This is a genomic window from Nonomuraea spiralis (assembly GCF_014648435.1).
GTDB classification, from domain to species: Bacteria; Actinomycetota; Actinomycetes; order Streptosporangiales; family Streptosporangiaceae; genus Nonomuraea; species Nonomuraea spiralis.
In genome coordinates, this window is record NZ_BMRC01000007.1 from 198,749 (window position 1) to 220,346 (window position 21,598).

Genomic DNA, 21,598 nt, shown 5'->3' on the forward strand with positions numbered 1-21,598 from the left:
TCAGGGCCGGGGGTCGATGAGGGCCGCGGCGAGCAGGGTGCTCACCCGCTGGGCGGCCTCCTCGGGCAGGCCCGCCGCGCGGACGATGTCGGCCGCCTGGCGGCCGATGGCCGCGGCGTCGACCGCGCTGACCCTGGGCAGCGGCGTGCGTTCGGCCTGCGGGGCGACGGAGGAGGTCAGCGCCCTGCGGCGGCGCCGGTCCCGCCATCCGGCACGCAGCCGGTCGACCCGTTCGGTGGCCATGCCGGTCAGCACCTCGCAGGCCACGCCGTTGAGCAGGGTCAGGACCACGCCGAGGACGAGCTGCATCCCCTCGCCCGTGGCGAAGCCGGTGGGCTGGTCGCGTTCGCGGCCCCGGAGGGTGGCGCGGACCGCGCGCCGCCGGGCGGCCGGGTCGCCGAAGAAGTCGGCGCAGGCCAGCGGCAGGAATCGCACGTCCTCGGGGGCCACGTCGAGCAGGATCGTCCGGGCGGCCTCTTCGATGGTCGGCGCCGTGCCGAGAGGGCCGTCGGAGGGTGCTGGGGAGGCTGTTTCGGGCATGGCTCCTCGCCTGACCTGAGCTGGATCCCCGAAACATCCCTATGAGAGCACATCTGCCGGTCCGTCGTCACGTGACTGCGGAATGCGAGCGACCTCTTTCGCGGCGGCCCTTCGGGAGGTTTTGCGCTGGGAGTGAAGGAGGGAGCCCGGCAGGGGCGGGTGGGCCAGGATGAGGGGATGCGGACACTTGTTCTGGGTGGCACGAAGTTCTTGTCCAGGGAGATCGCGCGTCAGGCCCGCGACCGCGGGCACGAGGTGGTGTGCGCGGCGCGCGGGCTCGCCGGGGACCCGCCGCCCGATGTCGAGTTCGTCCGGGTCGACCGGAGCGAGGACGGCGGCCTCGCGCCGCTGGAAGGATCGTTCGACCTGGTCGTCGACGTCGCCAGGCATCCGAGCGTGGTCCGGCGGGCGGTCGAGGAGCTGGCGGGGCGCGTGGGCCACTGGGCGTTCGTCTCCACGTGCAGCGTCTACGCCGACTTCGGCGAGGTCAACCAGAAGCTGCACGACCCGCTGCCGGCCGATGCCGACGAGAACGACCCGGAGAACTACGGGCCGGCCAAGGTGGCCTGCGAGCAGATCGTCGGCGACGGTGCGCTGCTGGTGCGGGCCGGGCTGATCGTCGGCCCCGAGGACCAGTCCGACCGGTTCACCTACTGGGTCGAGCGGCTGGCGCGCGGCGGGCCCGTGCTGGTTCCCGGCTCGCCCGCCGACTCCGTCCAGCTCGTCGACGTACGCGATCTGGCCGCCTGGACGCTCGACGCGGGACAGGCCGGGCTGGCCGGGCCGTACGACGCGATCTCCATGCCCTTCGGCAGGGGCGAGCTGCTGGCGGGCATCGCCGAGGGCCTGGGGGTGGAGCCGGAGCTGGTCTGGGCCGATCAGGAGTTCCTGACCGAGCACAAGGTCGAGCCGTGGATGGGGCCGCGTTCGCTGCCGATGTGGTTGCCGCTGCCGGAATATGCCGGATTCCTGGTCCGGGACACCTCCGCCACGCTGGCCGCCGGCCTGCGCGTCCGCCCGGTCGCCGAGACCGCCCGCGACACGCTCACCTGGCTGCGCGACTCCGGCCACACGGTGAGCCGGTCCGGCCTCACGCCGGACGAGGAGGCCGAGCTGCTCCGCCTGCTCGCCTGATCCCCGCCCGAGCCCCGGGGCCGTTGCCCGGGGACTGTTAGGGTGTGAACGTGCCTAAAACGGACAAGGTGCGCCGTCGCTGAGAGCGGCGGCGCAAACCCCCGGTTCTCGCTGCCGCTCCTGACCTCTGGCCAGGAGCGCCGTCGTGGCGCTCGGAATCCTCTTGTCCCGGAGCGCACCCTTGTTCGTCCTGTCCACCCGTCAACGACGGCGGGTGCTCGCCGCCGAGCTCGTCTCCACCGCGGTGTTCCCGCTCGCCATCACCGGCGCGACGGCGGTCGTCCCGGAGGTGACCGCCCGGCTTCCCGGCCCGGACGCCTTCGGGCCGTGGGTCGTCCTCGCCTACAACGGGCTCTTCGCCGCCGCCCTCCTGCTGGCGGGCGCGACCGCTGACCGCACCGCCCGTACCGGGTTCTTCGCCGTGGGCAACGGCCTGGTCGCGGTCACCGGCGTGTTGTCCGCGTTCGCTCCTGACCTGCCGTCCCTGGTGGCGCTGCGGGTGCTCGCGGGCGTCGGCGCGGCCATGTGCGCCGCCGGCGGGTCGTCGATGATCCTCGCCGTCTACCCGCCGGAGGAACGGCGCCGCGTGTACGGCTACTCCGGCGCCGTACTGGGCGGCAGCCTGGCGCTGGGACCGGTCGTCGCCCAGGCTCTCATGGCCGTCGGAGGCTGGCCCCTGGTCTTCCTCGCGCCCGCGGCCGTCGCCGCCCTCGCGGCCCTGGCCACGTCCGGACTGCCGGGCCTGCGTGCCCCCGGGACGCCCGGCCGCTTCGACCTGGCCGGCGCCGTCCTGTTCGGGGTGACCGTGGCCGCCGCGGTGACCGCGCTCGGGCTGGGCCTCGGGGGCGGCGTCCCGTGGTGGGGGCCGGGCGGGCTGATCGCCGTGGCGGTCGCCGGCGCTGTCCTGCTGGTCCGCGTGGAACGGCGCGCCGCCGAGCCCGCCATCCCCGTGGATCTGCTGCGGATCCCTGCCTACCGGGCCTACGGGCTGGCCACGGGCGCCTTCATGGGGATGCTCGTGGTGGGGCTGACCGTGCTTCCGCAGCTCGGGGCCGTCCAGGGCATGGGTCCCGGCACGGCGGCGGTCATGCTCAGCCTGCTGACCGTGCCGTCCACGGTCCTGCCGCTGGTCGCCGCGCGGCTCGCGCGCCGGCTGGCGCGGGCGCAGGTGACCGTCGCCCTGTTCGCCTGCGCCGCCACCGCCGTCGTCCTGCAGCTCACCGAGCGGCCCGCCGCCCTGCTCGGGGCGGCCGCGGTCGTCGGTCTGTGCCTCGGCCTGACCGAAGGCGTCCCCGACGGGCAGGCTCTCGCGTACGTGCCCGCCCGGCGCGGCGGGGCGGGCGCGGCGCTGTTCAGCACGACGCGGATGAGCCTGGAGACGCTGGTCCTGGCCGCCGCCACCGGGGTGATGGCGGCCCTCGGACCCGCCGCGGGGCTGGCGGTCGCCGGGGCGACGTGCCTCGTCGCGGGCGTCGTCGTCCGTCGCGCCGTGCCCGGCGGCCGTCGTGACCGGGGCCGCCCGGTCAGGCGGCGGACTCCTGGTGGTAGACCGCGTGCCACACCTCGTTCCTGATACGGGCGAACTCCGGCGACAGCCGGATCTCCTCCGTACGCGGGTAGGGCAGGTCCACCTCGACGACGCGGTGGATCCGCCCCGGCCGGGCGGCCATGACGACGACCTTGTTGGCGAGGTAGACCGCCTCGTCCACGTCGTGGGTGATGAACATGACCGTGCGCCGTTCCCTGCTCCAGGTGTCGAGGAGCTGGTCCTGCAACTGCACCCGGGTGAGCGCGTCGAGCGCGCCGAACGGCTCGTCCATGAGCAGCACCTGCGGGCCCACCGCGTACGCGCGGGCGATCGCGCAGCGCTGCTTCATCCCGCCCGACAACATCTTGGGCAGGGCGTCGGCGAAGTCCGTCAGGCCCACCAGGTCGATGGCGTGCTGGGCCCGCCGCCGGCGTTCGTCGGCGGGCAGGCCGGCCAGCTTGAGGCCGAACTCGACGTTCTTGCGCACGGTCAGCCACGGGAAGAGCGCGTACTGCTGGAAGATCACGCCGCGTTCCGGGCCGGGCCCGGTCACCGGGACGCCGTCGAGCAGGATGCGCCCGCCGCCCGGCTCGGTCAGGCCCGCGGCCATGCTCATCAGCGTGCTCTTGCCGCAGCCCGACGGGCCGACGACCGTGACGAACTCGCGGTCGGCGATGTCCAGGTCGACCCGGTCGAGGGCGACGAACTCGGTGTCCTTGAGCGGGAACGTCTTGGAGACGGCCTCGAAGGAGATCTTGGGGGTCATCGGCGCTCCTGCCATCCGGTCAAACGGCGCTCGGCGAGCAGCAGCAGCCGGTCCATGACCAGGCCGAGCACGCCGATGCTGATCAGCCCGACGAAGATCGTGGGCAGGTCGTAGTAGAGCTGCGCCTGCTGCATGCGGTAGCCCAGCCCCTCCTGGGCGGCGATCAGCTCGGCGGCCACCAGCGTGCCCCACGCCGCGCCCAGCCCGATCCGCATGCCGACGATGATGAACGGCGTGGACGCCGGGACGATCACCTTCATGAAGATGGTCCGGTCGCCGGCGCCCAGCACCCTGGCCGCGTTGATCAGGGTCCGGTCGACGTCGAGGACCCCCTGGAAGGTGGAGACCACGCTCGACAGGAACGCCGCCAGGAAGATCACGAACACCTTCGGCGTCTCGCCGATGCCCATCAGCACGATGGCCAGCGGGATGATCGCCAGCGGCGGGATCGTCCGGAAGAACTGCACGTACGGCTCGATCAGCGCGCGGGCGGTGGCGTACCAGCCCATGAGGAAGCCGACCGGGACGGCCAGCGCGGTGCCGAGCGCGAAGCCGGTGAACACCCGGCGCAGGCTGGCCAGCAGGTCGGCGGGCAGGGTGCCGTCGGAGACGAGCTCGGCGGCGCGGGCCGCCACGTCGGCCGGGCTGGACAGGCCCTGGATGCCGGCCAGCGACAGCCCGCTCCAGGCGGCCAGGCCCGCCACGACGGCGGCCGCGTTGAGCACCAGCGCGCGGCGGGGGCGCGGCAGGCGCCGCCGGGGGGCCGGGGGAGGGTCGGTCACGGTCACGGCGGTCATGGTTCGGGGCTCGTCATCGTCGCAGGGATCCTTCCGGGCAGCGCTTGTCAGGGGTGGTCGGGGAGATCAGGGGGCGGACGGGCGGAGGTGGGCGGGGATCGAGGGCTCCTCGTGCACGAGGAGGGCGATGGCGCCCATGGCCGAGGCGTTCACCCCCAGGTCGGCCTGTGCGACGGCGATCTCGCGGGGGGAGCGGGGCAGGGCCAGCCGGGCGATCGCGTCCCGGATCGGGTCGAGGACGAGGCTGCCCAGGCCGGCCAGCTCGCCGCCCACCACGATCAGCGCGGGGTCGAGCTGGGCGACGGTCCCGGCCAGCACCCGGCCGAGGTCGGCCGCGGCCGAGACGATGACCTCGCACACGGCCGGCACCCGGTCCTGGGCGGCCGCGACCAGCGCGTCGAGGCCGGACAGCCGGATCCCGCGCGCGGCGCACGCCCTGAGCAGGCCCTGGCCGCCGATGCCGCCCTCCAGGCAGCCGCGGCTGCCGCAGTGGCAGGGCTCGCCGCCGGGATCGAGGGAGACGTGGCCGATCTCGCCGCCGGCGCCGTGCGCGCCGCGCAGCAGCCGGCCCGCGACGATGAAGCCGCCGCCGACGCCGACCGACCAGCGTACGTAGACCATGTCGCGCACCGACCGGCCGACGCCCCACGTGGCCTCGGCCAGCGCGGCGAGCCTGGCGTTGTTGTCCACGGCCACCCGTACGCCGAACTCCTCGGCGACCCGCCTGGCCACCGGGAGGTAGCAGGCGGGGAGCGTACGCGGGATGCCCGGCAGGTCGAGGGGGGCCGGTGCGGTGGTCTCGTCCACGACGCCGACCAGGCCGAGGCCGACGGCCTCCAGCGCGCCGAGGCCGATCCCGCGCTCGGCGGCGACCTCGCGGGCCAGCCGGATCGCCGCCTCGGCCTCCTCCAGGGGGGCCGCGTCCTCCGGAAGGGAGGCGGAGGCGGTGGCCACCACCTGGTGGGCGGCGTTGGCCACGGCCAGCCGCACCCGGCCCCGCCCCAGGTCGAGGCCGAGCAGCAGCCCGGCGGCCGGGTTGAGCGAGACGAGCGCGGCGGGCCGGCCACGCCCGCGCGGCTCGGCGGGCACCGCGTCCGTCTCGATCACCGCGCCGCGGTCCATCAGGTCGGAGATGATCGCGAACAGCGTGCTGCGGGACAGTCCGGTGCGCTCGGTGAGCTGGCCCCGGCTCAGCGCGCCGGACGCGCGCAGCGTGGTGAGCACGGCGTCCTCGTGCACCAGGCGCAGCCGCTGAAGCGCGTCAGTGGGTGACGACATGGGACCATGATGGTGGGCAGGGGAACAGGGTCAACTTTCCGGCCATCTCATCCGGCGGACGCCGACGCGTACAGGTCGGCGGTGAAGTACGTGGACGGGTCGGGCGAGTCCTGGAGCTTGCCCATCGTGACGAACAGGTCGGCCAGGCCCTTGTACCAGCCGCCCGCCGTGCCGTCCTTGGCCAGCTTGACCAGCTCGGGTGTCGGCAGGATCTTCGTCACCGCCGAGGCGCCCTTGAACTGCTGCGGCGGCGCCTTGAGGAAGGTGGCGGTCAGGGTCTCGGCCTCGGCCGCGTGCCCGGCGACCCAGTCGTTGGCCTCCTGGAGCACCTTCACGACCTTGGTGACGGTGGCGGCGTCGTCGGCGACCAGCTCGTTGCGGGCGACGAACGAGCTGGGGAAGCTGAGCTTGGGGTAGTAGTCCTCGCTCTTGGTCAGCTCCACCAGGTCCGGCACGTTCTTCTTGATGGTGTCGATCAGCGGGTACCAGATGGCCGCCGCGTCGATCTGCTTGGCGCTGAAGGCGGTCACGACCGTGCTCGGGTCCATGTTGACCTTCTGCACGTCCTTGCCGGACAGGCCGGCCTCCTTCAGCGCCAGCTCCAGGATCATGTCGCCGGACGTGCCCTCGGGCACGCCGACCTTCTTGCCCTTCAGCTCCTTGATCGAGGTGACGCCGGACCCCGGATAGGTGATCACCCGGTCGGCCTGGCCGAGCATGTTCGGCGCGATGATCTTGGCCTTGCCGCTGGCCGCGAGCCAGGTGGCGCCGGAGCCGATGTAGCCGAAGTCGAGGTCGCCCGAGCCGAGCGCCTGGATCTGCAGCGGGCCGTTGGTGAACACCTTCAGGTCGGGCTCCAGCCCCTGCTTGGCCCACAGGCCCTGCTTGTCGGCCGCGGCGAGCGCGGCGGCGCCGGAGAAGTCGGCGATGTAGCCGAAGCGCACGCTCTTGGCTTCGGGACCACCCTCGGAGGAGGAGCCGCAGGCGGCGGCGGGGAGGAGGACGGCCAGCGCCGCCAGGGCGCTGACCAGGGTGCGAGGACGCCTCATCGTGGGGTCCTTTCTCGTCTCACGGAGGGATCGGGGGGTGACGCGGGCGGTCTCATGCCACCTCGTCGGCGACGCCGTCAACGTCGGGGGCGCGGCCCTCGCCGATGTCGGCCATGTAGCTCATCCAGGTGTAGGCCGGGTCGCCGCGGCGCAGCAGTTCCCGGTACAGCCGGACGGTCAGCTCGCGCCGGACCGCCGCGTAGGCGGGGGCGGCGTAGACGTTGCGCAGTTCGTGCGGGTCGGCGTCCAGGTCGTAGAGCTCGTGCACGCCTTCCGGGTTGAAGACCAGCTTGTGGCGGCGGTCCCGGAGCATGCGCTGGGAGTAGGGGAAGTGGTGGCCGTGGAACTCGGCGACCACCGAGTCCCGGCCCTCGGCGGGCTCGCCGCGCAGCAGCGGGAGCAGGCTCTCGCCGTCGCAGGGCTGCTGCGGCGGCAGGCCCGCCAGGTCGAGGATGGTGGGGTTGAGGTCGATCAGGTTGGCGAACGCGTCCACGGTCGCGGCCGTCGTGCCGGGCACCCGGACGATGCCGGGGATGCGGTAGATGTCCTCGTACATGGCCGGGCCCTTGTCGTTCAGGCGGTGGGCGCCGGTGAACTCGCCGTGGTCGGCGGTGAAGACGACGGAGGTCTCGTCCCACAACGACAACTCCCGCAGGGCCGTCAGGAGCCGGCCGATCTGGTCGTCGATCATCGTCACGTAGCCCCAGTAGACGGCGATCAGCTTGCGCCAGGCGTCGGCGTCGAAGTGGTCGGCCGACCAGTACTCGGAGTAGCGGCGCTGCACCTCCGGCTTGCCGGCGAAGGTCTCGGCCATCGAGGCGGGCAGCGGCACCAGGTCCGGGTCGTACATGTCGTAGTAGTGGTCGGGGATGAGGTAGGGCAGGTGGGGGCCGTACCAGTGGCAGGACAGCAGGAACGGGCGGCCGGTGCGGTGGAACTCGGCGGCGTAGCCTTCCAGCAGCTCCAGCGTGCGGTCGGCGAGGAACGCCTCGATCGTGGCCTCGGGGGGCTGCCGCAGCCGGCCGGCGATGAGGTGGCCGCGGCCGGTGCCGTTCGGGGCCTTGCCGAAGACCGGGTTGTCCACGGCGAAGGGCGGGTGGCCGTTCTCCTTCAGCCAGCGTTCGTAGGAGGGGTGGTCGAACGGGTTCAGGGCCCCGGGCAGGTGCTCGCCGTCCATGCCGTGGAACTCGGGCCCGCGTTCGCGGCCGATGTGCCACTTGCCGACGTGGCCCAGGTTGTAGCCGGCGGCCCGCAGCGGCGCGGCCAGGGTGGGGTGGTCGTCGGCGAGCTCGTCCCGGCCGCCGCCGTTGCGCTCGGGGTTGACCAGCAGCCCGTGCCGGAACGGGTGCAGCCCCGTGAACAGCGACGCGCGGGCCGGGGTGCAGATGGCGGTCGGCGTGTAGAACCGGTCGAAGCGCGTGCCCTCCGCCGCCAGGCCGTCCAGCGCAGGGGTGCGCACGACGGGATTGCCGTAGCAGCCGAGGGTGTCCACCCGATGCTGGTCGGTCATCAGGAACAGGACGTTGCGGGGACTGGTCACTCGCTCTCCGATCGCTAATTTTTCTTGAGGGTTTACGTTAAAAGAGGATCTTGTGCTCCGCAAGAGGTCAACACGGGGGAGATGTCGCTTTTTATTTCCCATGTCTTGACGTAAATCCGTGAGGGTGATCACACTGTGCGATGACCACCCCCCTCCCCGAAGGAGTCCGATGCGCCGACATCTCGTGACCGCCGCGCTCGTGGCCTCGTTCCTCGTGCCGCTGTCGGGCGCGCACGCCGCCGTCGCCGACGACGAACCCGTCAACCTGGCCCTCGCGGGCACCGCCACCGCCTCCAGCGTCGAACTCGACCGCGCCGACTTCGTCGCCGCGCAGGTCAACGACGGGAACACCGCCACCCGCTGGTCCTCCAAGTACGCCGACGACAACTGGATCCAGGTACGGCTGGCCGCGCCCGCCAAGATCGACCACGTGACCCTGCGCTGGCCGAACGCCTGCGCCCGCGACTTCGTCCTGCAGACCTCCGCCGACGGCGCGACCTGGACCGACGTGGCCTCGCTGCGACGCGACACCTGCCCGCGGACCGACGTCATCGACGTGGCGTCGCAGGCCCCCGTCTCCTACGTCCGCATGCAGGGACGCCAGCGCTGGTCCACCTACGGCTACTCCGTCTCGGAGTTCGAGATCTGGGACCGGCCGCCGGCGCCGCCCAAGCCCGTCCTGGGCCTGGTGCCCAGGCCGGTCGAGGTCCAGGAACAGGGCGGGACGCCGTACACGCTGCACAAGAACACCCGTGTCGTCGCGGCCGGACGGGACGCGCGGGCGCCCGCCGAGTACCTGGCCAGGGCCCTGCGCCCGGCCACCGGCCACCGCCTGCCGGTCGTCACCGCGGGCGAGGGCGTCGCGCCGATCGTCGTCGAGGTCGGCCCCGGCAAGGGGCCGGCCGGTCACGAGGACGAGGGCTACCGGCTCAGCGTGGCCCCCGGCCGGATCGCCATCGCCGCGAGCACGCCCAACGGCGCGCTCAACGGCGTCCAGACGCTGCGCCAGCTCTTCCCGCAGTGGGTGGAGTCCGGCTCGGCCGTGCCCGCGCGGTGGACGGCGCCCGCGGTGACGATCACCGACTACCCGCGCTTCGCGCACCGGGGCATGATGCTCGACGTCGCCCGCAGCTTCTACCCGGTCGCCGAGGTGAAGGCCGCCGTCGACGCCGCCGCCCGGTTCAAGATCAACCGGTTGCACCTGCACCTGACCGACGACCAGGGCTGGCGCATCGCCGTCGGCGACCCGGCCACGAACCCCTCGGGCATCGACTACGGCCTGCTCACCCGCGTCGGCGGCGCCACCGCGATGACCGAGCGGGGCACCGAACCCGGCATCACCGGCTTCTACACCAAGGCCGACTACGCCGAGATCGTCCGTTACGCAGGGGAGAACGGCATGACCGTCATCCCCGAGATCGACCTGCCCGGCCACGTCAACTCGGCGCTGCACTCCGTCCCGCAGCTCAACACGGCGGGCGCGCAGCCGCGGCTCAAGCCGGGGGAGACCACCGTCCCGCACAACGGCACCGGCTCGGTCGGCTACTCCTCGCTGGACGCCGCCGCCCCGGTCACCTACGAGTTCGCCCAGCACGTGCTCGCCGAGATCGCCGCGATGACGCCCGGCCCGTACCTGCACATCGGCGGCGACGAGGCGCACGTCACGCCGCACGCCGACTACGTCAAGATGGTCGACGCGTTCACGGCCGCGGTGAAGGGCCTCGGCAAGACCGTCGTCGGCTGGAACGAGTACGCCGGCACCGCCCTGCCCCAGGGCGACGCCGTCGTGCAGTTCTGGAACGGCAGCCTGGCCGCCGTCGCCAAGGCGGTCAACGAGCGTGGGGCCAAGGCGATCCTGTCCCCGGCGGCCAACACCTACGTCCCGCAGAAGCAGGATTCCCGGCAGCTGCAGGGCGGCACCTGGGCCTGCGGCGGCGTCTGCGGGCTGGACCGCCACTACAACTGGGACCCCGGCACGTACGTGCCCGGCGTCGCGGAGTCGTCCGTGCTGGGCGTGGAGTCGGCGTTGTGGGGCGAGTTCATCAGGCGGATCGGCCAGGCGCAGTACTACTCCTTCCCGCGCCTGATCGCGACCGCCGAGGTCGGCTGGACCCCGCAGAACCAGCGTGACTACGCCGGATTCAGCACCAGGTTGTCGGTGATCGGCGGGCGGCTGACGGTCGCGGGCGTCAACTTCTTCCCCACCGCCGACGTCCCGTGGAGGTTGCAGGTCCTCGGCCTGCCGGTCACCGTCCGCGCCGGCCAGGCGGCCGGGGCCACGTGGACGGTCACCGCGCCCGGCCACGCCGCGGACGGGCTCAAGGCGTCGATCGCCTGGAGCGACGGGGTGACGGAGGAGGTCACGCTGACCACGCCGCGCGCGGCGAGCATCCCGGACATGCGGGTCAACGACGCCTTCACGGCCCGGTCGGACCGCTCGTTCGCCGGGCCCGGCCGGTACACCGGCACCCTGACCGTGCGCCCGACCGGCCTCGCGCCGGTGCAGGGGGCTCTGACGGTCACCGTGAAGGACTGAGCCGCGACGCGGGCCCCGGCCTCCGGGGCCCGCGCCCGGCGGGCCCCGCCTCCCGTCCGGCCCTCAGCGGGACGGGAGGCGGCGGCCGGTGAAGGCCAGGAGGCGGCGGTGCGCGGGGTCGGCGGGGTCGGCCGGTACCTCGGGGCCGAACATGCCGGGCCGCCGGAAGGCGGCGAAATCCATGGCGAGCATGATCGTGAGGAGCTCGTCGCACGCGGCGTCGTCCGCGAGGGCTTCCTGACCGGTGGCCAGGGCCAGGCCGGTGCCGTGGACGAGCACTTCGGTGAGGTGCACGAGCGCGGCCATCGGCCCCGGCAGCTCGCCGAACCCCAGGCGGACGGTCCCGTCCAGGGCTCCGGGGCGGTGCCAGGCGTCGCGGTCGAGGCTGTCGGCGAGGGCGAAGGCCGCCCGCGGGTCGTCGCCGAGCCAGTCGTCCTCGTGCGCCGCGCCGGCGTCGGTGCCGGTGAGCTCGGCGGCGAAGATGCGCATGCCGCCGACCAGGTGGTTGAGCTCGGTCCGTACGTCCCAGGCCGGGCAGAGGGCGGGGGCGGCGAGCCGGTCGCCGGTGAGGCCCTGGACGACGAGGCCGGTCATGGTGAGGGCGCGGTCGATCTGGTCGATCACCGAGGTCATCGTGGGGCTCCTTCGAGGGGGCTCGGCGGCTGGTCGCGGCGGACGCGTCGGCGCCCAGGGTCTCGTCCCGCCTCTAAAGCAGGTCGTGACTGCGTTTACGGCGAGGACTCTAGGGCTCGATCCACCGCAAACGCAAGTCGTGGCTGCGTTAGGGTTGGGGCATGGAGGAAGAGCGACAACCCGCCCGGCGTCCCGGCGGGCGCAGCGCCCGGGTCCGCACGGCGGTGCACCGGGCCGTCACCGACCTGATCGCCGAACGCGGCTTCGGCAACTACACCGTCGGCGAGGTCGCGGCCCGCGCGGGCGTGGCCGACACCAGCGTCTACCGGCGCTGGGGCACGCTTGAGGCCCTGACCATGGACGTCGCGATCACCTGGCTCACCACCACCTCGCCCGTCCCCGACACCGGCAGCCTGGACGGCGACCTGCGCGCCTACGCGGCCAACGTGGCCAGAGACGTCACCGGTCCCGACGGCCTGGCCGTGCTGCGCCTGGTCATCGCCCTGTCGTCGGCGGGCGACGACGGCGTACGGGCGCGCGAGGCGTTCCTCGCCGAACGCTCCCGCCAGCTCCAGGTCATGCTCGACCGGGCCCGCGACCGGGGCGAGCACCCTCCGGAGGTCCTCGACGTGGTCGATCACCTCCTGGCCCCGATGTACGTCCGCGTCCTGTTCGGAGCCGTTCCGCTGACTCCCGACTACGTCGACGGCCTGACCGGCCGCCTGCTCGCGCGCACGCCCTGACGGGACGCGCCCCCTCGATGAACGGGTGTGGCGGTGGTGTGAAGGTTGGGGACGGGTACCGTGCAGGCGGCGCCACGGGCGGCGGAACGCGCCTAACGTCCAGAAATATGCAGACAGTGGACGTCCTGGTCGTGGGAGCGGGGCTGGCCGGGTTGAGCACGGCCCGCCTGCTGGCCCGGCGGGAGCTGAACGTCATGGTCGTCGATCGCCGCAGGTCGTTGTCGGCCGGCATCCGCACCACGGGCATCTTCGTACGCCGCACCCTCGACGACTTCGACCTGCCGGACCACCTGCTCGGGCCCGGCGTCCGGGACGTGCTGCTGTACCCGCCGTCGCGCCGCTCGCCGATCCGGCTCACCAGCGACCGGGACGAGTTCCGGGTGGCCGACATGGCCGCCGTCAGCGAGCACGCCCGCCGGGCGGCGGAGTCGGCCGGGGCGCGGGTCCTGCTGGGCGTGCGGTACGCCGGGACGTCGGCGGGCGTTGTACGGCTGGAGGGCGCGGAGCCGGTGGCGGCCAGGTTCGTCGTGGGGGCGGACGGCGCCCGGTCGCGGGTGGCCCGCGATCTCGGCCTCGACGTCAACCGGCGCTTCCTGGTGGGCGCGGAGATCGTCCATCCGGTCGCGCCGGGCGGGGGCGTCCCGGCGTTCCACTGCGTGCTGGATCCGCGGGTGGCTCCGGGGTACCTGGGGTGGGTGGTCGACGACGGGCGGCACGCGCACGTCGGCGTCGCGGGCGATCCGGGGGCGATGCGGGCGGGCGTCCGCCACCTGCTGGACGCCTTCGCCGCCGACGCGCCCGGCCGTTCCGCGCCCGCCGGGCCGGTCGAGCGGCGGGGCGGTCCGATCCCGGTCGGCGGGGTGCTGCGGCGGCTGGCGTGCCCGTCCGGGCTGCTCGTCGGGGACGCGGCGGGCGCGGTGTCGCCGCTGACGGCCGGTGGGCTGGACCCCTGCCTGCGTATGTCCGAACTGGCCGCGGCGGTCGTCGCCGGGTTCCTGCGTACCGGTGACGAAGGGGTGCTGGGGCGGTACGACGGGGCCGCGTTGCGGGCCCGGTTCCGGGGGCGGTTGTTGTTGCGGCGGGTGTTCGCCGGGGTGCGGTCGCCACTGGCGGCGGAGGCGGCGGTGGCCGCGCTGCGCGGTCGCGCGGGCCGGGCGGTGGCGGCCCGGATCCTGTTCGGCGACGGCTCCTTCCCCGAGATCGAGCCCCGCCCCACGACCAGGAAGCCCCTGCCCGGCTGACCCCCTGCCCGGCTGACCCCCTGCCCGGCTGACCCCCTGCCCGGCTGACCCCGTGTCCGGTTGATCCGCCCGTACCCGGGTGTGGCGCGACCCCGTGCGGTGGGCCGCACGGGGTCGCGGAGTGCACGGTCACGGCCTACCGCGACGCCCGTGCAGGCGGGTCGTCAGGGCCTGGTGCGACGCCCGTGCAGGCGGGTCGTCACGACCTGGCGTGGCCGTTGGTGCAGGTGGAGCAGGTGGGTCACGGCTTGGTGTAGCCGCCGGTGTAGGCGCCGGATCCGCTGTAGGCGTGCACGCGGATGCGGTAGGTGCCCGCCGTCCCGTTGTAGGTCAGCGACTCGTCGGGCCCGGTGCCGCTGCTGCTGGCGACCGTGCTCCAGCCGAGGATGCCCTGCTTCTGCAGGTACAGGTCGAAGTCCACCCCGGTGGGCCCGTCGAGGCAGGCTCGGTGCGTCCCGGCGGCCGCCGTGTAGCCGGTGCTGTTCGGGTAGTACACGTTCTGCCCGCTGGTCAGGTTGCCGGAGAACGGCGTCGTGTAGCCGGTGCAGTTGCCCGGAGTGGTCCCGACCGTGATGCTCGCGCTGGTGGAGTTCGTGGCCCCGCCGTTGTCCGTCACGGTGAGGGTCACGGTGTAGGTCCCGGCGGCGGCGTAGGTGTGCGACACGGTCGCGCCGGTGCCCGAGGAGCTGTCGCCGAAGGTCCACGCGTACGAGGCGATGGTCCCGTCCGGGTCACTGGAGCCCGACCCGTTGAACGAGCACACCCGCGTGGTGTTGTCGCACGACTGGGTGAAGCTGGCGACCGGCGACTGGTTGCCGCCCGTGGTCGGCGGGTACTGCGTGGCGTCGTGCACGTCGAGCAGCCGTTCCTTGACCCCGTCGGTGGCGTCGTCGGTCCAGTTGAGGTTGCCCGTGGCCTTCAGCTTGTCCCGTACGGCCAGCGCCCCGGCCCGGTTGGTCGTCTTGTGCGTGCCGCTGGTCAGTACGGCCGCCGCGCCGGCGACGTGCGGGCTGGCCATCGAGGTGCCGCTGATGGTGTTGTAGCCGCCGTTCATCCACGTGGAGTAGATGCAGGTGCCCGGGGCCGCGACCTCGATGGTGGTGCCGTAGTTGGAGAACCAGGCGAGCGTGTCGTCGGTGTCGACGGCCCCGTCGGTCCGGCACGGGACGGTGATCGTGCCGGCCAGGCCGCCCGGCTGCCCGTCGAAGTCGGTCACGGCCGAGACGGTGACGACGTCGGGGTGGTTGGCCGGGAAGAACGTGGCGGCGTCGGAGGAGCTGTTGCCCGCCGCCACGACCACGACGATGCCCGCGTTGGTGGCGTTCGTGATCGCGCTGCTGATCGCGGAGCTGGTGCAGCCCTCGCAGCCGAGGCTCAGGTTGATGACCTCGATCGTGCTCGCCCTGGCCACGACCCAGTCCAGGCCCGCCGCGATGCCGGCCAGCGTGCCGGAGCCCGCCGAGTTGAGCACCTTGACCGCGTGGATGCGGGCGCCGGGGGCGACGCCGACCGCGCCGATGGAGTTGTCGATGGCGCCGATCGTGCCGGCCACGTGGCTGCCGTGCCCGTTGTCGTCGTCACCGGTGCCCGAGCAGACGCCGCTGGTGCAGTTGGTGCTGGCCACCACGTTCAGGTCGGGGTGGTCGAGGTCGACACCGGTGTCGACGACCGCCGCGTCCACGTCCACACGGACGTCGTCGGTGCCGTCGATGTCGAGGTTGGCGTTCTGGTCGGCGAAGATGCGCTTGATGCCGGACGGCACGGTCTGGGCGAAGGCGTGCACCTCGTGGTCGGGCTCGACGGAGACCACGCCCGCCTCGCCCTTGAGCTTGGCGGCCTCGTCGGGGGTGAGGAGCGCGGTGTAGCCCTGGAAGGCGTACCGGTAGGTGCCCACCAGCACACCCTTGTGCTCCGTGACCTGCTGCTGCGCCTCGTTCGCCACCTGAGCCCGCGACACGCCCGAGAGCTGGACGATGTAGCGCTGCTGGTCGGCGGCGGCCGGGGAGGTGGCCTCGGCGGCGGTGGCCCAGCCGGACAATGCCAGGCAGACGCCGGAGGCCAGGGCTAACAGGGTTGAGATTCGACGCATGGTGACGCCTTTCTCCGGGGGTGACATGAGCTGCGCTCATGCGGCTTGTGAGCGGAACATCGCATATGACAGCGAGTCAGGCAATACTGAAATATCTGTCATAGATCATCGCTTCGGTCGTCCCGACGAACGGACGTGGCATGCGTGATGGAATCGAACGAACGGGACGATCCCCGCCGGCTCTAAGGTCGTGTCGAATCGAGCCAGGGGGGACACCGGTGCCGGAGCTGGACGGGATCGGCGCGTGGTTGCGGCGCCGGCTGGCGGGGCTGCTCGCCGACAACCAGGTGCCCGGGGCCGCCGTGGCGGTCCACGCGGGCGGGGAGACGGTCGAGGTCGCCGCCGGGACGCTGAGCACGGCCACGGGCGTCGAGGCCACCCCCGACTCCCTCTTCCAGATCGGCTCGATCACCAAGGTGCTCACCGCCACGCTGGCCGTGCAACTGGCCGAGGAGGGCAGGCTCGACCTCGACGCGCCCGTACGGACCTATCTCCCGCGGTTCCGGATCGGCGACGAGCGGGCCGCGCGGCGGATCACCACCCGGCAGCTCATGTGCCACGTCGCGGGCTTCGAGGGGGACGTCTTCACCGACACCGGCAAGGGCGACGACTGCGTCGAGAAGTACGTGGACCTCCTGCGCGAGGTGCCGCAGCTGTTCGAGCCAGGGGAGATGTTCTCCTACAACAACGCCGGCTACTGCGTGCTGGGCCGGATCGTCGAGGTCGTGCGCGGGCGGCCGTTCGACGACTGCATGCGGGATCACCTGTTCACGCCCCTCGGCATGACCCACGCCGCCTGCGACCCGTACGAGGCGATCGTCCACCGTACGGCGGTCGGGCACGTGCAGCGGACGCCGGACGGCCCGTACGAGCCGACCCCGGTGTGGGCGCTGGCCCGCTCGAACGCGCCCGCCGGGTCGATGCTGGCGATGCGCCCGCGCGACCTGCTGGCCTTCGCCCGCATGCACCTCGCCGGCGGCACCGGCCCGGACGGCGTCCGGGTGCTGAGCGAGGAGGGCGTCAGCGCGATGCGGCGGCCGCAGGTCAGGCTGCCCGACATCGCCCAGGGCACGGCGTGGGGCCTGGGATGGGAGCTGTTCGACCTGCCCGGAGGCATGGTCGTCGGCCACGACGGCAGCACGATCGGACAGTCGGCGTGCCTGCGCGCGGTGCCGGGACGCGACGTGGCCGTGGTGATCGTCGCCAACGGCGGCCGGTCGCGGCCGGTGTTCGCCGAGATCGCCGGCCGCGTGCTGGGCGAGCTGGCCGGGATCGAGCTGCCCGCGCCGCCGGCGCCCGGCCCCGCCGTGCCGCCCGCGGACGCCTCCCGGTACGTCGGCACGTACACGTCGAGCACCTGCGAGACGGCCGTGACCAGGGACGAGACGGGCCGGGTGTGGTTGCTGCGCACGCCCGTCGGGATCACCGCCGAGCTGGACGAGGTGCCGTACCGCACGGAGCTGGTCGGCTGGCGCGGCGACGTGCTGCTCCCGCTCGAACCCGAGCGCGGGGTGCACGCGCCGATCGCCTTCCTTGGCGACGACGGGACCGGCCGCGCCCGATACCTGCACGACGGCCGCGCCGACCGCCGCACCCCCGACTGAGCCCAAGCACCAGGACCATCCGCACCCGGGGACGACCCGCCCGCGCCGCGCGCCGGGCGGGTCGTTCCCATGTCCGGCCCCCGCCGATCAGTTGGTACGCCCGGACGAACGCGGGCCCGAACGTTCGATGACCGCGACGAACACCGCAGGTGGCACGGGTCCCACTATCGTCGGATGGATTTGGAGAGCGATCGCGTGCTGGCGATCCGGGATCTGTCGGTCGAGATCCGGCGCGGGGACAGGGTCGTCCGCCCGGTCTCGGACGTCGGTCTGGTGCTGAACCGCGGCGAGACCCTGGGGGTCGTCGGCGAGACCGGGTCCGGCAAGTCCATGACCGGCCTCGCGATCATGGGCATGCTCCCGGCCGGCGGCCGGGTGACCGGCGGCTCGATCGACTTCGGCGGCGAGGAACTGGTCGGACTGCCCGCCGCCCGCTACCGGGCCCTGCGCGGCAACGAGATCGCGATGGTGTTCCAGGACTCGATGACGGCGCTGAACCCGACCCGGCGGATCGGCGAGCAGGTCGCCGAGCCGGTACGGCTGCACCACGGCGCGTCCAGGCGGGCCGCCCGCGAGCGCGCCGCGGAGGTGCTGGCCCTGGTCGGGCTGCCGCGCCCGGCCGAGCGGATGGACGACTACCCCCACCAGCTCTCGGGCGGCATGCGGCAGCGCGTGATGATCGCGATGGCCCTGGCCTGCGAGCCGCGGGTGGTCATCGCCGACGAGCCGACCACGGCCCTCGACGTGACCATCCAGGCCGAGATCCTCGACCTCCTCGACGACCTGCGGTCCCGGCTCGGCATGTCGATGATCCTCATCACGCACGACATGGGGGTGATCGCCCGGCACGCCGACCGAGTCGCCGTCATGTACGCCGGCCGCGTCGCCGAGACCGCCCCCACTCCCGTGCTGTTCGGCCGGACCCGCCACCGCTACACGCACGCCCTGCTCTCCTCGATCCCCTCGCTCACCCACGACAGGGACGAGCGGCTGTTCAGCATCCCCGGCGCGCCGCCCGACCTGACCGTGGCCGCGCCCGGCTGCCCGTTCGCGCCGCGCTGCGAGGCTGCCACGGACCGGTGCCAGGAGGAGCGCCCGGCCGCCTCGGCGGAGGACGGCGGGCACGTCCACGCCTGCCACCACCCGGCCTCCGGCCCGGCCGACCTGGTCAGGAGCCGGTTCACGGCCCGCCCGGCCGCGCCCGCCGAGCGTCCCGCCGAGCCGCGGTTGCGTGTCGTGGACCTCAGGCGCGAGTACCCGGTGGGCGGCAGGGGGCTGTTCGGCGGGCGCCGTACCCTCAAGGCGGTCTCGGGCGTGAGCTTCGAGGTGGCGGCGGGGGAGACGTTCGGGCTGGTGGGCGAGTCGGGCTGCGGCAAGTCCTCCCTGGGCAGGATGCTCGTGGCCCTCGACCGGCCCACGTCCGGTGAAGTGATCTTCGACGGCGAGCCGGTCAGCCGGATGAGCGCGCGGGCGCTCGGGGAGCGCCGCAGCCGGCTCCAGATGATGTTCCAGGACTCCGGCGCCGCCCTCGACCCCCGGATGCGCATCGGCACGATCCTGCGCGAACCCCTCGCGATCCAGGGCGCAGGCGGTCGCGCCCACCGGACCGCCCGCGCCCGCGAGCTGCTGCGGGACGTCGGCCTGCCCGAGAGCGTCATGGAACGTTACCCCCACGAGCTGTCCGGCGGGCAGCGGCAGCGGGTGAACCTGGCCCGCGCGCTCGCCCTCGACCCGGCGGTGCTGGTCGCCGACGAGCCGGTCAGCGCGCTGGACGTGTCCATCCGCTCCCAGGTGCTCAACCTGATGCGCGGCATCCAGGCCGAACGCGGGCTCTCCAGCGTGGTGATCTCGCACGACCTCGCCGTCGTCCGGTACCTGGCCGACCGGGTCGGTGTCATGTACCTGGGCAAACTTGTCGAGACCGGCACCACCGAGGAGGTGTACGGCACCCCCGCCCACCCCTACACCGCCGGGCTGCTCGCGGCCGTCCCCGACGCGGACCCGCAGGCCCGGCCCCCGCGCGGCGCCCGGGTACGCGGCGAGCTGCCGAGTCCGATCGACCCGCCCAGCGGATGCCGGTTCCGCACCCGCTGCGCCCTCGCCGACGAGCTGTGCGCCCGGACCGAACCCCTCCCGCGGCCGGTCACCGGCACCCACCAGGTCGCCTGCCACCACCCGCTGCGGCCGCTCGAACCCGCGGGCATCTCACCGAAGGGGGTCTCCCAGTCATGACCTGGTACGTGGTCCGGCGGCTGTTGATCTCGGCCGTCGTCCTGCTCGGGATCTCCGCCGTGGTGTTCCTCATGCTGAACCTCGTCTCGGACAGCCCAGGCCGGGTCGTCCTGGGACAGCGCGCCTCGCCGGAGGCGGTCGCCGACTTCAACACCCGGCACGGCTTCGACCGCCCGGTCCTCGCTCAATACGTCAGCTACCTGGGCCAGCTCGCCCACGCGGACCTGGGCAGGTCGTACAAGCTGAACGAGAACGTGGCGACCCTGCTCGGGCAGAACGCCGGCCGCAGCGCGATGTTGTCGGCGGCCGGACTGGCGGTGGCGCTGGTGATCGCCGTGCCGCTCGGCATCCTCCAGGCCGTCCGGCGCAACAGCCTGGCCGACCGGCTGCTCACGGCCGCGTCGTACGTGCTCTACGCGACGCCGTCGTTCCTGCTCGGGCTGATCCTGATCGCCGTCTTCAGCCAGGCGCTGCCCGTCTTCCCGGCAGAGGCGTCCCAGTCGCACTCGCCGTGGGTGGTCTTCACCGATCCGCGGGCCATGGCGCTGCCGGTCATCACGCTCGCCGCGGCCAGTGTCGCCGTCTTCGCGCAGTACCAGCGTTCCTCGGCCCTGGACCAGCTCGGCCAGGACTACATCAGGGTGGCGCGGGCCAAGGGCCTGCCGGAGCGGCTGATCCTGCTCCGCCACCTGCTGCGCAACGCCTGCCTGCCGCTGGTCACGCTGGTCGGCACGCTCATCCCCACGCTGCTGGCGGGCAACCTGATCGTCGAGTCGCTGTTCAACTATCCCGGCCTCGGCCTGCTGTTCCTCAACAGCCTGCAACGCGAGGACTATCCCGTGCTGCTCGCCTACACCCTCATCGGCGGTGTCCTGACCGTGGCCGGCAACTTCGTCGCCGACCTTGTGGTCGCGGCCGCCGACCGCCGAATCGAGCTGAGGAAATGACCGCACAGAACCTGCACGCACGGTCCGGTGACGAGACGGCCGGGATCGCTCCGGCGCGGAACCGCTTCCCGTCGCCGCGCGTGATCCGGCGCAGCCCGCTCGGGCTGGCGGGCGGCCTGATCCTGCTGCTGATCTTCGGCTTCTGCTTCCTCGGGCCGCTGCTCCACCCCACCAACCAGGTCGACGTGGACCTGGTCAACGCGGCCCTGCCCCCCGGCCCCGGGCACCCCCTCGGCACGGACGCCAACGGGTTCGACGTGCTCGGGCGGCTGATGGCCGGCGGCCGGCTGTCCCTGCAGATCGGGCTGCTCGCCGCCCTGTTCGCCACCACGATCGGCACCCTGTACGGCGCCGTCGCCGGGCTGGCCGGGGGAGTGGTGGACGGGTTCCTGATGCGCCTGGTCGACGTCATGCTCTCGGTGCCGTTCCTGTTCTTCGTCCTGATCCTGTCGGCCCGCTTCCACGCCGACGCGCTGTCGCTGAGCCTGGTCATCGGCGGATTCTCCTGGCTGGTCTCCGCCCGGCTGGTGCGCGGCGAGGTGCTGACGCTGCGGGTGCGGGAGTTCGTGCTGGCCGCGCGGGTCATGGGCGCCTCCCGGCGGCGGCTCATCCTCACCCACCTGATCCCGAACGCGCTCGGCGTGATCATCGTCAACATCACCTTCCAGGTCGCCGACGCGATCCTCGTCGTCGCCGCCCTGGGATTCCTGGGGTTCGGGCTGACGTACCCGACCGAGGACTGGGGGAGCCAGCTCGCCGGCGGCGTCGCCTACATCTCGGCCGACTACTGGTGGCTGATCTACCCGGTCGGCGGCTGCATCGTCCTCACGGTGCTGGCGCTCAACCTGCTCGCCGACGCCCTGCGCGACGCCGTCGGGCGGCGGGCCGACTGAGCCCGCCCCTCTGCCCTCCTCGCGCACTTCCACCCCACATGTAGGGAG

General features: G+C 73.1%; 17 protein-coding genes. 9 read left to right on the forward strand and 8 right to left on the reverse strand.

Annotated elements, in window-relative coordinates:
- Positions 1–540, reverse strand: coding sequence for a hypothetical protein (locus IEZ27_RS19140; protein ID WP_189648481.1), 540 nt, complete (start codon positions 538–540; stop codon positions 1–3).
- Positions 541–717: 177 nt separating this feature from the next.
- Here IEZ27_RS19140 and IEZ27_RS19145 point away from each other — a divergent pair, with 177 nt between their 5' ends.
- The gene (locus IEZ27_RS19145) at positions 718–1,674 is read left to right on the forward strand and encodes an NAD-dependent epimerase/dehydratase family protein (RefSeq protein WP_189648482.1); all 957 of its coding nucleotides are present in this window, start codon (positions 718–720) and stop codon (positions 1,672–1,674) included.
- A 145-nt stretch (positions 1,675–1,819) separates the two neighbouring features.
- Positions 1,820–3,247, forward strand: a complete 1,428-nt coding sequence (locus IEZ27_RS19150; RefSeq protein ID WP_229824121.1) for an MFS transporter — start codon at positions 1,820–1,822, stop codon at positions 3,245–3,247.
- On the opposite strand, the gene IEZ27_RS19155 is transcribed toward IEZ27_RS19150, so the two are convergent.
- The 5 genes from IEZ27_RS19155 to IEZ27_RS19175 form a co-directional block, all read right to left on the reverse strand.
- Positions 3,198–3,968 (reverse strand): ABC transporter ATP-binding protein, encoded by a 771-nt coding sequence (locus IEZ27_RS19155; protein WP_125638444.1) that lies wholly within the window; start codon positions 3,966–3,968, stop codon positions 3,198–3,200. The genes IEZ27_RS19150 and IEZ27_RS19155 overlap by 50 nt on opposite strands.
- Positions 3,965–4,765, reverse strand: coding sequence for an ABC transporter permease (locus tag IEZ27_RS19160; protein ID WP_189648483.1), 801 nt, complete (start codon positions 4,763–4,765; stop codon positions 3,965–3,967). Before IEZ27_RS19160 ends, IEZ27_RS19155 begins: the two co-directional genes overlap by 4 nt.
- A gap of 66 nt (positions 4,766–4,831) precedes the next feature.
- On the reverse strand, positions 4,832–6,043 hold the full coding sequence (locus IEZ27_RS19165) for an ROK family transcriptional regulator (protein ID WP_189648484.1): 1,212 nt from the start codon (positions 6,041–6,043) through the stop codon (positions 4,832–4,834).
- 47 nt (positions 6,044–6,090) lie between these two features.
- Positions 6,091–7,092, reverse strand: a complete 1,002-nt coding sequence (locus IEZ27_RS19170) for an aliphatic sulfonate ABC transporter substrate-binding protein (protein ID WP_189648485.1) — start codon at positions 7,090–7,092, stop codon at positions 6,091–6,093.
- Between the two features lie 52 nt (positions 7,093–7,144).
- Positions 7,145–8,632 carry a sulfatase-like hydrolase/transferase gene (locus IEZ27_RS19175; RefSeq protein ID WP_229824122.1) on the reverse strand — a complete coding sequence of 496 codons (1,488 nt, stop codon included), beginning with the start codon at positions 8,630–8,632 and terminating at the stop codon, positions 7,145–7,147.
- 169 nt (positions 8,633–8,801) lie between these two features.
- Between IEZ27_RS19175 and IEZ27_RS19180 the strand changes: the two genes are divergently transcribed.
- A complete protein-coding gene (locus tag IEZ27_RS19180) occupies positions 8,802–11,168 on the forward strand; it encodes a family 20 glycosylhydrolase (RefSeq protein ID WP_189648487.1) in 2,367 nt (788 codons plus the stop codon).
- 63 nt (positions 11,169–11,231) lie between these two features.
- On the opposite strand, the gene IEZ27_RS19185 is transcribed toward IEZ27_RS19180, so the two are convergent.
- Positions 11,232–11,801 (reverse strand): TIGR03086 family metal-binding protein, encoded by a 570-nt coding sequence (locus tag IEZ27_RS19185; RefSeq protein WP_189648488.1) that lies wholly within the window; start codon positions 11,799–11,801, stop codon positions 11,232–11,234.
- Between the two features lie 161 nt (positions 11,802–11,962).
- Here IEZ27_RS19185 and IEZ27_RS19190 point away from each other — a divergent pair, with 161 nt between their 5' ends.
- Entirely contained in the window at positions 11,963–12,544 is a 582-nt protein-coding gene (locus tag IEZ27_RS19190; protein ID WP_189648489.1) for a TetR/AcrR family transcriptional regulator, read from the forward strand.
- 107 nt (positions 12,545–12,651) lie between these two features.
- Positions 12,652–13,785, forward strand: coding sequence for an FAD-dependent oxidoreductase (locus IEZ27_RS19195; protein WP_189648490.1), 1,134 nt, complete (start codon positions 12,652–12,654; stop codon positions 13,783–13,785).
- A gap of 241 nt (positions 13,786–14,026) precedes the next feature.
- On the opposite strand, the gene IEZ27_RS19200 is transcribed toward IEZ27_RS19195, so the two are convergent.
- A complete protein-coding gene (locus IEZ27_RS19200) occupies positions 14,027–15,874 on the reverse strand; it encodes a S8 family serine peptidase (RefSeq protein WP_189648491.1) in 1,848 nt (615 codons plus the stop codon).
- A gap of 218 nt (positions 15,875–16,092) precedes the next feature.
- Between IEZ27_RS19200 and IEZ27_RS19205 the strand changes: the two genes are divergently transcribed.
- The 4 genes from IEZ27_RS19205 to IEZ27_RS19220 all read left to right on the forward strand — a co-directional run bounded on the left by IEZ27_RS19205 (position 16,093) and on the right by IEZ27_RS19220 (position 21,550).
- Entirely contained in the window at positions 16,093–17,478 is a 1,386-nt protein-coding gene (locus IEZ27_RS19205; RefSeq protein WP_229824123.1) for a serine hydrolase domain-containing protein, read from the forward strand.
- 174 nt (positions 17,479–17,652) lie between these two features.
- Positions 17,653–19,710: a dipeptide ABC transporter ATP-binding protein gene (locus IEZ27_RS19210; RefSeq protein WP_189648493.1), complete on the forward strand. Its 2,058-nt coding sequence runs from the start codon at positions 17,653–17,655 to the stop codon at positions 19,708–19,710.
- Complete coding sequence (locus IEZ27_RS19215; RefSeq protein ID WP_189648494.1) at positions 19,707–20,657, forward strand: ABC transporter permease; 951 nt, start codon at positions 19,707–19,709, stop codon at positions 20,655–20,657. Before IEZ27_RS19210 ends, IEZ27_RS19215 begins: the two co-directional genes overlap by 4 nt.
- Positions 20,654–21,550, forward strand: coding sequence for an ABC transporter permease (locus IEZ27_RS19220; protein WP_189648495.1), 897 nt, complete (start codon positions 20,654–20,656; stop codon positions 21,548–21,550). Before IEZ27_RS19215 ends, IEZ27_RS19220 begins: the two co-directional genes overlap by 4 nt.
- The last annotated feature ends 48 nt before the right edge of the window (positions 21,551–21,598 follow it).